Below are 13,520 nucleotides of genomic sequence, written 5' to 3'. Positions count from 1 at the left end.
CGCCGGGCGTCCATCCCCGCGAGGGAGTGTATGAAAGAGCGGAAAGGCTAATAACTACTCAGCGGACATTTCGTTTGTCTCTAGCTGGTTTTTCGTAGAATCGGATTGACGGGTAAATATCTTGAGGGGACAATGACCGCTTTTTACCGGATGAGACAGGAGAGGCATTCAAGCGATTGATAACATTGGCGGGAGACGAGTATTATTTTTGTCAAATATTCATCCAGCCGGACATATCTTCAATAATTTCCAATCGCATATTTTCCGTTCTTTTACTTTTGAAGATCAAAGTAGAGATACTGGCTCCCCACAACTGTGTATCTACCCGCTTCATTCACTACAACAGCTGTCAGCGTATGTATGAACGGAGTTTGAAACCACTATTGGAAGGTGCCGGCCTCAGTCATAATCGTCAGTTCTCCAGCGCCAATGCCGCCATGAACCATTCCTCCTCGGAGTCGAAGAGTAGCGTCATCACCTCGGGCTTCTTGGCCACATGGATCACATACTGCTTCCCGGAGACTATCGAGGGGGTCGAGAGTCTCACGGCGAGGCTGTTGGCGGAGAGGTGCTGTTTGAAAGCGCCGGCCAGGATGTTGGCCATCTCACCCAGGGCGTCCTCCACCTCCTCCTCACTCGGATCGGCGGTATCAAGGAGTTGCGAGGTCAGCCTGATGGCCAGCGCATTGGGGACGTGCAGGCTGACCAGGCCGTTATAGTCCCCGGCGAGCCCCACCAAGGCGCTGATGCAGTCGCTGAAGTTACTGGCCGGGTCCACCGAGATCGGCAGGTGCAGCAGGTGGTCCATGCCGAGGAGCTCGGCAAAGACCTTCCTCACGTCCTTGATGAGCGACTTCTCCATCGCCGCTTCGGTGGTCTGCAACCGGGCCAGCAGAGTGCCGGAAAATGCCATTGTCTCTTCCTCCATCGGGCTAGGTGCCTCAGCGGCCAGCCACCGCTTCCTTGAACGCCTCGAACTCCAGCTCCAAAAGGCTCACCAGTTCCCGCGCTCCCGCGAGCGACCCGAGGATGGCAATGGACTCCATCGCCGTGGTGACCGCCTCCATCCGGTGGGCTGCCAGGGAAGCCGCGGTCCCTTTCAAGGTGTGCGCGATGGCGAGAAAGTTGTCCACGTCCCCCTCCGCCACCGCCTCCTTGAGGCTCGCCAGGTGATTGGCCCCGCTCACCAGGAAGATCTCCACGATCTGGTCGACCGGAATGGCGTCCCCCAGCCGGGTCTCCAGTTCTTCCCGCGAAAATACTTCTACGCCGTCACCGGTAATCGTTTTGTATTTCATCTGCCCCCCCCCTGAAATTTAGCTGCAGCTTGGTTGGACTCTGCGCTCCCGGTGGCGGCAGACCCGTGTCCCGCGAGGGGACAATGAAGGGAGACCGCACCGTTGCTGCCTTTATATCTTTCAGGATGGATGCCAACGAAGTAACTGCTGCAATTTTGGGAGGTTAGGCTGGAAGGAGGGGAACCCGGCTGTCCCGTAGCGGGACAACGCGGGCCTGGGTGGGACAAACGGGGTCAATCAGCGGATAGCGGCGGCCGGGAGCTCGATAAACTCCCCCTTCTCCATCGCCACCCACTCGTGGCGGTCGTCGAGCGGCTCGGAACAGACCAGCGAGGAGGAGGGGGAGAGGGATTTGTAGAGCGAGTAGTAATCGGGCTCCTTGGTGAAGTCCCGGTAGGCGTAGAGGGTTGTGCCGTCGCTGAAGAGACAGTTGAGGGCGGAATAGCGGAGCCCCTGCTTGATCCTCGCCACGCTCTGCCGGAAGGCGGGAGCCAGGCCGTGCTCGCGAAAGCTCATGATGTGATAGAAGAAGACCTCGGTATCGAGGGCATCGCCCCCCAGCCCGGGGAGGGTGATCTCGGGGAGCAGCGGCTTATATTCGTACACGGTGCCGTTGTGGGCGAAGACCACGTTGTCGTGGTGGAAGGGATGGGCGTGGCGGGTGGAGGAGCTGTCCTTCCAGGCGGATTTCCTCAGGTGCAGGATCAGCACCGGCGTCCGGCCGAGCCGCTTGAGAGGTTCCACGACCCGCGCCCTCTCCTTGAGGAGGCTCTCGCCGCTCTTCTCCACCACGAGCTTCCCCTCCACGTAGTAGGCCATCCCCCAGCCGTCCTCGTGGCCGGGAGGGTCCTCGGCCATCACCACGCCGCTGCGGGCGAGCTCGCAGAAGTTGTCGACCAGGTGGCCGTGAATGGAGTAGTCGAAATTGGTGATGCCAAGGAGTCTGCACATTACAGGAAGTACCTCGCGACGGTTACCGCCACCACGATGCCGATGAAGTCCCCGATCAGGCAGACCGGCACCAGGTAGCGGCTCTTTTTGATGTTCACCGCCCCCAGGTAGACGGCCAGGACGTAGAAGGTCGTCTCGGCGCTCCCCACGATCACGCCGGTCATCTTGGCCGCCATCGACTCGGGGCCGGTGGTCTTGACGATATCGGTGAAAAGGGCGGTGGCGGCCGATCCGGAGAGCGGCTTGATAAGCGACATGGAGACCACCTCGATCGGGATATCGAGGAAGGAGAAGATCTGGTAGAACCAGTTCTTGAGGTAATCGAAGGCGCCCGAGGCCTGGAACCCCTTGATGGCGATGAAGATCCCCACCAGGTAGGGGAAGATGTTGAGGATGACCTTGGGCCCTTCCTTGGCCCCCGCGATGAAGGAGTCGTAGACCCGGATCTTCTTGAAGGTCCCGTACCAGATGGTGAAGAGGATGAAGAGCGGGATGAAGAGGAGCGAGATGTAGTTGACGTACTCGGTCACTTGAGCACCCTCCTGAAGGCGAAGAGGACGGCGACCGCGGAGCTCGCGTGGATGATGGTGGCGATCATGACCGGGAGCACGATGGCGGTCGGGTTCTTGGCGTGGAAACTCGCCAGGATGCCGATCAGCGAGAAGGGGATGAGCTGCACGCTGGCGGTGTTGATCACCGTGAAGATCATCATCTCGAAGGTGATGGTCCCCTTCTCCTCGTTGAGGGTGTCGAGCTCCTGCATCGCCTTGATCCCCAAGGGAGTGGCGGCGTTGCCCAGGCCGAAGACGTTGGCCAGGACGTTGAGGGTGATGGCGGAGACCGCGGGATGGTCGTCGGGGATACCGCGGAAGAGACGGGAGATGAGCGGCTTGAAGAGGTGGGCGATCCGGTAGATGAGGCCGGAGTCTTCGAGGATCCTGGTGATCCCCATCCAGATCGAGACGATCCCCAGAAGAAAGAGCGATATCTCGACCGCCTGCTTGGCGCCATCGAAGATCGCCTTGGTGAAGGGCTCGAGGTTGCCGGTGAAGATGGCGAAGACGACGCTGACGGTGATCAGCCCGAGCCAGACGACATTCATGCCGTATCTCCGGGCCAAGCCATGTTGCGGATCAGGAGCTGCTTCTTCTGGGTGTTCAGCTCGACCTCGGCGCCCACCGGGAGGGTGATCTTGTTGGGGACGTGGCCGATGAACGGGCAGTGGATGACCGGGATGTCCAGCTCCATCTGCGAGGAGAGGATCTGGTACACCTGCGGGCTCTTGATCCCGCGGAAGTCGCCGAGGATGATCCCCCGCACCCCTTTGAGCTTGCCGGTGAGGATCCACTGGGTCAGGTAGCGGTCGACCTGGTGGAGCTTCTCGTCCACGTCCTCCAGGAAGAGGATGGAGCCTTCCAGATTGGTCTCCCAGTTGGTGGCGATGAGGGCGGTGAGGGTGATGAGGTTCCCACCCTTGAGGACCCCTTCGGCGACGCCGTGGCGGTAGACCTTGACCGGCGCACCCTTGAGGAGGTTTTTCTCCGGGTAGCGGTTGAGGGCGTTCAGAAAGGATTTCACCGTGAAATCGGTGGGGGCGTCGAGGTTGATGACCATCGGCGAGTGCAGGGTCACCATCCCGGTCCGCTCGTAGATGGGGTTCAAGAGCGCGGTCAGGTCGCTGAAGCCGGCAAGGATCTTGGGATGGTTCCCGATCAGTTCGAAGTCGAGGAACGGAAGCGACTTCATCGCGCTGTAGCCGCCGCGCTGGGCGAGGATGATATCGGTGCCGGGGTCGCGGAAGAGGCAGTGAATCTGCTCCGCCTTCTCGGCTGGCGACGGAAGCACCGTGGGGCAGGCCGGGTTGAGGATCTGGAAGCCGAGCTTCTCCAGTAGCTTGATCCCCTTGGCGTGATCGGTCTTCTTCTTGATCAGATAGCTCGGCGTGATGATGGAGATGGTGCTCACATGACCTCCGTATGCAGGTTGCTTCCGCGCACCGGCTAGATCTGCCGGGAAAACGCTCCCCCTGGTGAAAGGATGTTTCGTCAATTCCTGGGAGAGCTATTGAAATCAGGTCCCCCCCTTTGCGAAGGGGGGACAGGGGGGATTTGACTCACGAACGAAGGCGAAACCCCGGTACATCACTTTTATCTTTGAAAGCTTGCACCTGACTGAACCTACTTTTTCCTGCCCTTTTCCTTGATCGGCCATCCCGTCTCATAGCCGTCCGGATAGAAGCGCTCCTTAGTGCGGTTAAAGTAGCCGTACTGGATCTTGGGATACTCCTTCTTGATAACCTCCAGCAGCCGGTACATGCCGATGCCCTTCTGAGTCACTCCCATCCTCTCGTTGTAGAAGGCGGGATCGATCGAAAGGTTACGCATCTGCAGCATATCGACGCCGGTCTCCCCGATGAAGCGAAGGAGCGCCTCGACCTCTTGCGGACTGTCCGTCACCCCGGGAGAGACCAGGTAGTTGATCATGGTGAAGAGCCCCTTTTCCTTGGCAGCCTTCACCGACTCGACCACGTTGGCAAAGGTGTACCCTTTGGGGCGGTAGTACCGGTTGTAGAACTCTTCCTGCACCGAGTTCATCGAAAAGCGCATGGAGTCCATCCCGGCGTCGCAGAGCATCCGGACGCGGTCGGGGAAGGAGCCGTTCGAGTTGAAGTTGACCGTGCCCCGCGAGGTGCCTGCCTTGAGCCTTCTGGTCGCCTCGGCGATGGTGTCCGCCTGCATGATCGGGTCGCCCTCGCACCCCTGGCCGTAGGAGACGATCGGCTCCGGCGCCTCGTTCAGGTGGGGGAGCATCAGTTCCACGATCTCCTCCGGGGTGGGGACGAAGGGGATCCGTTCGTGGTTCGACGGGCAGCAATCGGAAGGCTGGAGGCTGATGCACCCCAGGCAGCGCGAGTTGCAGACCGGGGAGGTGGGGATGGGGGCCTCCCAGCGGCGGAAGAAGAGGTTTTTGGCTGCGAAGCAGTGGTAGTCCACCGCGCAGCGGGAGAGTTGCTCGATGAGCCGGTTCTTCGGGTACTGGGCGACCATCTTGCGGACCAGCGGATCGAGCTTCCGGTCGTCGTAGTTCTTGGGGAGCCAGTTTTCGTTATCGTCGACCCGGGTGGCCGCCACCACGAAGCAGTCGCGCTCATCGTCCCACCCAACCGCGGTGTAGGACCAGAGCGGGAGGTGCACCTTTTTCTTCGAGTAATCGCAGGCGGGCAACAGGGTCCGCATGTACCCCGGAGCCATGAAGGCGGAGACCGCCTGCACCGGAATGCTCCGCCTCCCCTCGTTCACCCTTGAGACCGTGACGAAGCGGCGCTCGCGGCCGTCCCACGCGATGGGGGGCGTATTGGGGATGGTGAAGAGCCGGCTGTCTTCCGGCAGCGGGATCAGTTCCACGTTCTCCGGCAACACCGCCTCGTCCGCACTCATCCCCGCCATATTGAGGTAGGGATGGTCAAAGATATTCCCCTTGCTGTCCGCGTACAGAAGCTTGGGAAGCTTTCTACCCTTCATAAATGAACCGCCTTCCATATATCTCCCCCTCCCCTTGAGGGAGGGGGGCGGGGGGTGGGGGCAGCCGCCACATTAGGTAAACCGTCCGCCCCTCCACCGTATTTCGTAACCTCAGCACACTAGCAAAAATCGCCCTTTACGGCAAGGCGCATCGCCAATGAATCCCTTTGACCTTTCCCCTTAATGACTTTTCCGCTACAATCGCCGCCATGAAAATTCTTCTCGCCACCCTGCACGCGAAATACGTCCACTCCTCCCTTGCCCTCCCCGCCCTGGCGGCCGCCTGCGCCGATCTGCCGGGCGCCGAGTTCGAGATCCTCGAGCTGACGGTGAACGAGCACCGGGACCAGCTTCTCTCCCGGCTGGTGGATGCCAAGGCCGACGTCGCGCTGTTCTCCTGCTACATCTGGAATGCCGAGCTCACCTTGAAGCTCGCCTCCGATCTCAAGAAGGTCGATCCCCAGCTCTTCGTGGTACTGGGAGGCCCCGAGGTCTCCTTCGGCTCCTTCGAGTTGATGCAGCAAAACCCGGCGATCGATTGCATCGTCCGCGGGGAGGGGGAGGTCACCTGCCGCCGTCTCCTGGAAGCCCTGCTCAACCGCGAACCGCTCGACGCCATTCCCGGGTTGAGCTACCGCGAGGATGAGGAGACCGTGGCCAATCCCGAAGCCGAGGCGATCGCGGAGCTCGACACCCTCCCCTCCCCTTTCCAGGCGGGACTGGCCGATCTCTCGAAGCCGCTCGTTTACTACGAGACCTCCCGCGGCTGCCCCTTTTCGTGCGCCTTCTGCCTCTCCTCCCTGGAAAAGGGGGTGCGGTCCTATTCCTATGAGAGGATCGAAGCCGACCTGGGACTGCTGATGAAATCGGGAGTGCGGACCATCAAGTTCGTGGACCGGACCTTCAATTACGACGCCGGCCGGGCCAACAGGATCTGGCGCTTCATCCTGGAGAACAACCGCGAGAGCAAGTTCCACTTCGAGATCGCCGCCGACCTTTTGACGGAGGAGAACATTATGTTACTCGCCGAGGTGCCGCCCGAACTCTTCCGGTTCGAGATCGGGGTGCAATCAGGCGGAGAAGAGACGCTCGCCAAGGTGGAGAGGAAATCGAGCCTGGAGAAAGTATTCGAGAACGTACGGCGGCTGAAAGAGGAGACCTGGGTTACCGTTCATCTGGACCTCGTGGCGGGGCTTCCCGGCGAATCGTTCACCGGTTTTCTTTCCTCCCTCCAAAGCCTCTTCGAGGTGGCGCCCGACCACATCCAGGTCGAGCCGCTGAAGGTGATGAAGGGGACCCGGATGCGCAGCATCGCCCGGAGCGAAAAGTACGCCTACTCGGATTCCGCCCCCTATAAGGTGCTGCAGACTCCGTGGCTCACCTTCGCCGAGATCCGCTCCATCGAAAACATCAGCCGGCTGCTCGACCTTTGGTACAACAGCGGCAGGTTCGCCACCTCCCTGAAAGTACTGGCCGAACAGGCTCCGCTTTCCGGCATCTTCGCCACCGCAGCCTCCTTTTTCGAGAACCAGGAGATGGCGTGGAGCAGTTCCCTCCCGGCCCTCTTCGAAGCATTCAACGGCTTCGCAGCCACCCGGCTCTCCGGCGACATGCTTACCCGCTTCCAGGACGCCCTCGCCTTCGACTATTGCCTCGTCGGTTATCCCGGCGGAACCCTCCCCTCCTTTTTCGGTCCCCCCCAGCACGCGACGAGAGAGCCACTCCCCTCGCTTCCCGTCGTTCGCAAAGACGAGCGGGTCAGATACTATCGGCGCACCTTCGCCCGCAACTATCGGACCAAACCGTGGCTTGAAGAAGCCACCACCGTCACCTTCGTCTACCGCTCCGCCCCCGGAGAAGGTCTGACCGTCCAGGTCATGTAGCCCCTTTTTCCTGCTTCCCGCCAGCAGTCCTTATCAAATTAGCTACCATTAACTTTTCAAGCTTAGTATCCACAGCCCCACCCCTGCACAAGTTCTCCTCCCTTTCAAGGGGAGAGACAGGGTGAGGATGGGGTAAGGGGGCTGGTCGCCATGGAATACTTCACCGTATCCTGCCAGCGCAATGGAAAAGTTATCCTGGACGGACTCGACATGGGGGAAAACCGGAGAGGAGACACCCTACGCGTGTTTCAGTGCGACCCGGGGCTGCACGATGTGGCACTGGAATGTTTGATGGGGGGAAGGTGCCGGGTCATGACACAGAGGGTCATGATCTCCGGCACCAATGCTATTTTACCGGTGCAGGTACGCTTCGTCTGCATTCTATGAGCTATCAGCGTACCGCTTTGAGGATCTCGACGAGGAACTCCCAGAACTTCGGTACCGAGGCTATGTCGATCCGCTCATCGGGAGAATGAACTGCATGGAGCGTAGGGCCAAAGGAGATCATGTCGATCCCGGGTATCCGCTCCCCGATGATTCCACACTCGAGACCGGCGTGGACAGCGGTGACCTCGGGGTCCTTTCCGTAAAGGGCCCGGTATTTTTCTTTTGCCACGGCAAGGATGGGAGAGTTCACGTTCGGCTTCCATCCCGGATAACCAGAGCCCCCCTCTATCTCAGCCCCGCCCAAGCGAAGAGCCGCATCCACCGTTTCGGCTACCTCGGCCAGGCGGGAAGCTATCGAGCTCCTTTGGCTGGTGATGAGTTCGATAGTGTCCTCGTGGGTCCTGATGACGGAAACGTTGGTGGAGGATTCGACGAGACCGGGCATATCCGCGCTCATGTGCTGAACACCTGACGGGAGCGCCGCGATCGTGCGGCAAAGGCGCTCTTGAAGAGAGGCAGTCATCACCTCCCCACTTCCCCCCATTTCTTCTGCGAGAGTGAGTTCGAGGTCAGGATCTACCGAGGCAAACTCAGCGCTATAGGTGGAGTTCAGTGACTTCACAAGCGCATTGGCCTCATCGAGCCGCTGTTTGGGAATAAACGCCACCGCGGAGCACTCGCGGGGAATGGCATTGCGCATGTTCCCCCCTGCCAGCGAGGACAACCTCAAGCCGATCCCACCCAACTGAATGATGGCGCGGTTGAGGATCTTGATGGCGTTGCCAAGCCCCCTTCCGATATCGATCCCGGAATGGCCCCCTTTCAGCCCCCGCACCATGAGGCGGACCTGCGCGAAATCGGAAGAGATTTTTTCCCTCGCGACGGTCCACTTCCCCACGGTATCCCGGCCGCCTGCGCAACCGATGAAGATGACGCCTTCATCCTCGGAATCGAGATTGAGGAGAATGCGGCTATCGACGAGGCCGGAGGTGAGATTGAGAGCCCCGGTGAGCCCGGTCTCTTCCTCGACCGTGAAGAGCAACTCAAGAGGGCCGTGTTCGAGGTCGCCATCCTCCATGATGGCGAGACTGGTGGCCACGCCAACACCGTTGTCGGCGCCGAGGGTGGTATCGTTCGCGGAGAGGAAGTTGCCGTCGCGGACGAGTTCGATGGGATCGGCCATGAAGTCGTGAGCCTTGGTGGCGTTTTTCTCACAGACCATGTCCAGGTGAGACTGCAGACAGACGGAGGGAATGCCTTCCTTCCCTTTGGTAGCAGGCTTTTTGACCACTACGTTACCGAAGCCATCCTTGCGGGCTTGCAGGCCGAGCGAGTGGGCCCGGTCCAGCACGAACTGGGCGGCGCGCTCCTCATGCCCGGATGGGCGCGGGATGCGTGAGAGTTCGGCAAAGCAGCGCCAGAATCGTTCGGGTTTCAACCCGTCGATAGCGGGGCAGACGTTGAATTCCAATGGGCACCTCCCTGGGTAAAATCAGAACAGCTAGAACATACCAGATTTTCCGCTTAAGGGAAGTTCAATTGGAGGCCGGCAACGTGAAGCCAGGGAACTAGGGAACCGGAACTGGAGGCAGTTTGGGTAAGCCAGGAGGGGCAGGCGGTTGCCACCAATGACAACCATAGATTGTATTGAGGCCGAACAGGATAGCGATGAGCACAACGACGATGCGAAAGACTTTGTTCATGTCGCACCCTCCGAACTCCGCAGCTAAGATGATGGTAAGAACGCGTGGATGAGAGGTACCGTTAGAATATTATCATGTGATCTTGAATTGTGGAGGGAGGAACAAAAGACGCCCCGCCGGAAGGAATTCTAGCGGGGCTCTTTCTTAGACAGGTGAGCAGAAAAACAAAAGCCCCGCGCTGGAATAACCAGGCGGGGCTTTCTATTAAATTCCCTGCGGCGACCTACTCTCCCACACCGTTACCAGTGCAGTACCATCGGCCCTGAGAGGCTTAACTTCCGTGTTCGGGATGGGAACGGGTGTGGCCCTCTCGGCATCGCCACAGAGAAACTCTTTGCGCTTTCGCGCGAATCTCTCTATGAGCTGCACTGGGACTTTCGTCCCGTGCAACCGTTACAATTGCATGCTCTTCGATCTGTCGGTAGCTTTGGCAGTTTATATCAGGGGGGCTGGAGGACCAGCCCCCCCTTCAGTTAATTTTTATGGTCAAGCCTCACGACCGATTAGTACCGGTAAGCTGAACGCATTGCTGCGCTTACACACCCGGCCTATCAACGTTGTGGTCTACAACGGGTCTTCAGGGGATTGCTCCCAGGGATACCTAATCTTGAAGGAGGCTTCCCGCTTAGATGCTTTCAGCGGTTATCCTTTCCGTACATAGCTACCCAGCGACTGCTCCTGGCGGAACAACTGGAACACCAGAGGTACGTTCAACCCGGTCCTCTCGTACTAAGGTCAACTCTTCTCAAGTATCCTGCGCCCACGGTAGATAGGGACCAAACTGTCTCACGACGTTTTAAACCCAGCTCGCGTACCGCTTTAATTGGCGAACAGCCAAACCCTTGGGACCTACTTCAGCCCCAGGATGCGATGAGCCGACATCGAGGTGCCAAACCTCCCCGTCGATGTGAACTCTTGGGGGAGATCAGCCTGTTATCCCCGGCGTACCTTTTATCCGTTGAGCGACGGCCCTTCCATACAGAACCGCCGGATCACTAAGACCTACTTTCGTACCTGCTCGACTTGTTGGTCTCGCAGTCAAGCTCCCTTATGCCTTTACACTCTACGGCTGGTTTCCAATCAGCCTGAGGGAACCTTCGCGCGCCTCCGTTACTCTTTGGGAGGCGACCGCCCCAGTCAAACTACCCACCAGACAGTGTCCCCGACCCGGATGACGGGCCTGGGTTAGACATCCAAACAAACCAGGGTGGTATTTCAAGGTTGGCTCCACCGAGACTAGCGTCCCAGCTTCAAAGCCTCCCACCTATCCTACACAAACTTATTCGAATGTCACTGTCAAGCTGTAGTAAAGGTGCACGGGGTCTTTCCGTCTTACCGCGGGTACTCGGCATCTTCACCGAGAATTCAATTTCGCTGAGCCACTGGTTGAGACAGCGCGGAAATCGTTACGCCATTCGTGCAGGTCGGAACTTACCCGACAAGGAATTTCGCTACCTTAGGACCGTTATAGTTACGGCCGCCGTTTACCGGGGCTTCGGTTCAAAGCTTCACCTTGCGGCTAACAAATCCCCTTAACCTTCCGGCACCGGGCAGGCGTCAGACCCTATACGTCGTCTTGCGACTTTGCAGAGTCCTATGTTTTTAGTAAACAGTCGCTACCGCCATTTCTCTGCGACCCCCCCTAGCTTCACGTGCGAATCGCTACACCTGGAGGGGCATACCTTCTCCCGAAGTTACGGTATCATTTTGCCGAGTTCCTTAACCAGTGTTCTCTCAAGCACCTTAGGACATTTATCCTCACCCACCTGAGTCGGTTTACGGTACGGTCACCTGCTGTCTGAAGCTTAGAGGCTTTTCTTGGAAGCATGGGATCGACGACTTTACGGGGATACCCCCTCGTCATCAGTTCTCAGCGTTGAATGGAAGAAGGGATTTGCCTCCTCTTCCCGCCTACGACCTTAAACCAGGACAACCAGCGCCTGGATCGTCTACCCTACTCCGTCCCCCCATCGCAACAACAGGTGGTACGGGAATATTAACCCGTTTCCCATCAACTACGCCTTTCGGCCTCGCCTTAGGGACCGACTAACCCTACGCAGATTACCTTTACGTAGGAAACCTTGGGTTTTCGGTGACAAGGTTTCTCACCTTGTTTTTCGCTACTCATGTCAGCATAATCTCTTGTGATACCTCCAGCCGTCCTCGCGGTCGACCTTCGCAGGCTTACACAATGCTCCCCTACCACTTGATCCTTAAGGATCAAATCCGCAGCTTCGGTACTACGCTTAGCCCCGTTACATTTTCCGCGCAGACCCACTCGACCAGTGAGCTATTACGCTTTCTTTAAAGGGTGGCTGCTTCTAAGCCAACCTCCTGGTTGTCTGGGCATTTCCACATCGTTTTCCACTTAGCGTAGATTTTGGGACCTTAGCTGGCGGTCTGGGCTCTTTCCCTTTTGACCGCGGATCTTATCACCCGCAGTCTGACTCCCGTGATAACAGTTGATGGTATTCGGAGTTTGGTTAGGTTTGGTAATCCGGTAAGACCCCTAGCCCATCCAGTGCTCTACCCCCATCACTTACTTCACGAGGCTATACCTAAATATATTTCGGGGAGAACCAGCTATCTCCGAGTTTGATTAGCCTTTCACTCCTATCCACACCTCATCCCCTGGCTTTTCAACGCCAGTGGGTTCGGGCCTCCACGAAGTGTTACCTTCCTTTCACCCTGGACATGGATAGATCACCCGGTTTCGGGTCTACCTCCAGCAACTATGTCGCCCTATTAAGACTCGCTTTCGCTGCGGCTCCACTCTATGAGCTTAACCTCGCTGCTGAAGGTAACTCGCTGACTCATTATGCAAAAGGCACGCGGTCACACTGGATTGCTCCATAGTGCTCCCACTGCTTGTAGGCATACGGTTTCAGGTTCTATTTCACCCTCCTCATAGGAGTACTTTTCACCTTTCCCTCACGGTACTAGTGCACTATCGGTCAGAGAGTAGTATTTAGCCTTGGGAGATGGTCCTCCCGGATTCCCACCAGGTTTCACGTGCCTGGCGGTACTCGGGGACACCCTAGAGTGACTCAAGGTTTCGGATACGGGGCTATCACCCACTATGGCCGGACTTTCCAGACCGCTTTCCTACCCATTGTCAATCTCATGTTGGGGCCCCACAACCCCAAACCCACCGAAGTAGATTTGGTTTGGGCTGTTCCGCGTTCGCTCGCCGCTACTGACGGAATCACTATTGTTTTCTCTTCCTGGGGGTACTTAGATGTTTCAGTTCCCCCCGTTCGCCACGCATGGCTATGTATTCACCATGCGTTACTGGAGCATTACCTCCAGTGGGTTTCCCCATTCGGAAATCTCCGGGTCAAAGCCTGTTTAGCGGCTCACCGAAGCTTATCGCAGCTTACCACGTCCTTCATCGCCTCTCTCTGCCTAGGCATCCACCGTACGCCCTTAGTAGCTTGACCATAAAAAAACTTAACTTAGTCAAAACTGCCGTGCATACACCGAAATGGTTTTCGCCATTTCGTTTTTCTACCTACAGATCTTGAATATGCAATTGTCAAAGAACAGTTTTCAAAAGGTCCGACTCGTCAGACAAGCCGACGGATCAGAGCTTCGAAAATGGTGGAGGTGAACGGGATCGAACCGATGACCCCCTGCGTGCAAGGCAGGTGCTCTCCCAGCTGAGCTACACCCCCGTAATACGGGTTGAGACTTAAATGGTGGGCCTGGGAGGACTTGAACCTCCGACCTCACGATTATCAGTCGTGTGCTCTAGCCAGCTGAGCTACAGGCCCCTTC

The 13,520-nt window shown here is 58.0% G+C and carries 10 protein-coding genes, 2 tRNA genes and 2 rRNA genes; 2 read left to right on the top strand and 12 right to left on the bottom strand.

The window, feature by feature from the left end; all coding sequences use genetic code 11:
- Positions 1-412: 412 nt before the first annotated feature.
- The 7 genes from L4X63_RS22770 to L4X63_RS22740 form a co-directional block, all read right to left on the bottom strand.
- On the bottom strand, positions 413-913 hold the full coding sequence (locus L4X63_RS22770; protein WP_250680966.1) for a chemotaxis protein CheX: 501 nt from the start codon (positions 911-913) through the stop codon (positions 413-415).
- Between the two features lie 28 nt (positions 914-941).
- A complete protein-coding gene (locus L4X63_RS22765) occupies positions 942-1,298 on the bottom strand; it encodes an Hpt domain-containing protein (RefSeq protein WP_250680965.1) in 357 nt (118 codons plus the stop codon).
- Positions 1,299-1,535: 237 nt separating this feature from the next.
- Entirely contained in the window at positions 1,536-2,249 is a 714-nt protein-coding gene (locus L4X63_RS22760; RefSeq protein ID WP_250680964.1) for a class II glutamine amidotransferase, read from the bottom strand.
- Complete coding sequence (locus L4X63_RS22755) at positions 2,249-2,779, bottom strand: spore maturation protein (protein WP_250680963.1); 531 nt, start codon at positions 2,777-2,779, stop codon at positions 2,249-2,251. The genes L4X63_RS22760 and L4X63_RS22755 overlap by 1 nt, the downstream gene beginning before the upstream one ends.
- Complete coding sequence (locus tag L4X63_RS22750; RefSeq protein WP_250680962.1) at positions 2,776-3,351, bottom strand: nucleoside recognition domain-containing protein; 576 nt, start codon at positions 3,349-3,351, stop codon at positions 2,776-2,778. The genes L4X63_RS22755 and L4X63_RS22750 overlap by 4 nt, the downstream gene beginning before the upstream one ends.
- Positions 3,348-4,214 (bottom strand): S66 peptidase family protein, encoded by an 867-nt coding sequence (locus L4X63_RS22745; protein WP_250680961.1) that lies wholly within the window; start codon positions 4,212-4,214, stop codon positions 3,348-3,350. Before L4X63_RS22745 ends, L4X63_RS22750 begins: the two co-directional genes overlap by 4 nt.
- Before the next feature lie 212 nt (positions 4,215-4,426).
- Positions 4,427-5,770 carry a radical SAM family protein gene (locus tag L4X63_RS22740; RefSeq protein ID WP_250680960.1) on the bottom strand — a complete coding sequence of 448 codons (1,344 nt, stop codon included), beginning with the start codon at positions 5,768-5,770 and terminating at the stop codon, positions 4,427-4,429.
- A gap of 209 nt (positions 5,771-5,979) precedes the next feature.
- Between L4X63_RS22740 and L4X63_RS22735 the strand changes: the two genes are divergently transcribed.
- A complete protein-coding gene (locus tag L4X63_RS22735; RefSeq protein WP_250680959.1) occupies positions 5,980-7,653 on the top strand; it encodes a B12-binding domain-containing radical SAM protein in 1,674 nt (557 codons plus the stop codon).
- 150 nt (positions 7,654-7,803) lie between these two features.
- Positions 7,804-8,040, top strand: a complete 237-nt coding sequence (locus L4X63_RS22730; RefSeq protein WP_250680958.1) for a hypothetical protein — start codon at positions 7,804-7,806, stop codon at positions 8,038-8,040.
- A 4-nt stretch (positions 8,041-8,044) separates the two neighbouring features.
- Here the strand turns inward: L4X63_RS22730 and L4X63_RS22725 are convergent, their stop codons facing one another.
- The 5 genes from L4X63_RS22725 to L4X63_RS22705 all read right to left on the bottom strand — a co-directional run bounded on the left by L4X63_RS22725 (position 8,045) and on the right by L4X63_RS22705 (position 13,516).
- Entirely contained in the window at positions 8,045-9,511 is a 1,467-nt protein-coding gene (locus L4X63_RS22725; protein WP_250680957.1) for an aminoacyl-histidine dipeptidase, read from the bottom strand.
- Positions 9,512-9,953: 442 nt separating this feature from the next.
- Positions 9,954-10,070: ribosomal RNA gene (rrf, locus tag L4X63_RS22720) — 5S ribosomal RNA — on the bottom strand.
- A gap of 155 nt (positions 10,071-10,225) precedes the next feature.
- Positions 10,226-13,183 (bottom strand): 23S ribosomal RNA (locus L4X63_RS22715).
- 158 nt (positions 13,184-13,341) lie between these two features.
- Positions 13,342-13,417, bottom strand: a tRNA-Ala gene (locus tag L4X63_RS22710).
- Between the two features lie 22 nt (positions 13,418-13,439).
- Positions 13,440-13,516 (bottom strand) — tRNA-Ile (locus tag L4X63_RS22705).
- Between the last annotated feature and the right edge of the window lie 4 nt (positions 13,517-13,520).

Source organism: Geomonas sp. Red32, assembly GCF_023652955.1.
GTDB lineage: Bacteria > Desulfobacterota > Desulfuromonadia > Geobacterales > Geobacteraceae > Geomonas.
Note: the sequence above shows the minus strand (reverse complement) of the source record. Positions and strands in the feature narration are given on the sequence as shown.

What these genes read in the sequence shown, in the direction of transcription:
- L4X63_RS22730 (WP_250680958.1), top strand. Translation starts at nt 7,804, where the DNA reads ATGGAATACTTCACCGTATCCTGCCAGCGCAATGGAAAAGTTATCCTG.
- L4X63_RS22760 (WP_250680964.1), bottom strand. Translation starts at nt 2,249, where the DNA reads ATGTGCAGACTCCTTGGCATCACCAATTTCGACTACTCCATTCACGGC.
- L4X63_RS22735 (WP_250680959.1), top strand. Translation starts at nt 5,980, where the DNA reads ATGAAAATTCTTCTCGCCACCCTGCACGCGAAATACGTCCACTCCTCC.
- L4X63_RS22750 (WP_250680962.1), bottom strand. Translation starts at nt 3,351, where the DNA reads ATGAATGTCGTCTGGCTCGGGCTGATCACCGTCAGCGTCGTCTTCGCC.
- L4X63_RS22740 (WP_250680960.1), bottom strand. Translation starts at nt 5,770, where the DNA reads ATGAAGGGTAGAAAGCTTCCCAAGCTTCTGTACGCGGACAGCAAGGGG.
- L4X63_RS22770 (WP_250680966.1), bottom strand. Translation starts at nt 913, where the DNA reads ATGGCATTTTCCGGCACTCTGCTGGCCCGGTTGCAGACCACCGAAGCG.
- L4X63_RS22765 (WP_250680965.1), bottom strand. Translation starts at nt 1,298, where the DNA reads ATGAAATACAAAACGATTACCGGTGACGGCGTAGAAGTATTTTCGCGG.